Annotated in this window: 1 pseudogene; it reads right to left on the minus strand. The window is 63.4% G+C overall.

What is annotated here, in order from left to right:
- Window positions 1–238, minus strand: a pseudogene (locus SB756_RS35085) (membrane-bound PQQ-dependent dehydrogenase, glucose/quinate/shikimate family); the annotation flags it as partial.

Raw genomic sequence — 238 nt, forward strand, 5'->3', positions numbered from 1 at the left:
TAGTGATCTGCTTCAGCGCCGAAAAGCGCTGGCCATCTGTGGTTCCGCCATAGGCGCTCCACTCTTCAGCGGCACCGCCGGTCGCAGAGGCGTTGCGCGGCGTATTAATGGCGCCCTGCTGCGGCAGCGGATCGTAGAAGCAGAGACCGATGACCAGCAGCACCATCAGGACGACGGAACCCCCGAGGAAAGGATGGAAACGACGCTGCCCCTGATAGAGCGGACGCACCACCCACGG

Origin of the sequence: Pseudomonas sp. SIMBA_068 (genome assembly GCF_046534705.1) — a bacterium.
GTDB lineage: Bacteria > Pseudomonadota > Gammaproteobacteria > Pseudomonadales > Pseudomonadaceae > Aquipseudomonas > Aquipseudomonas putida.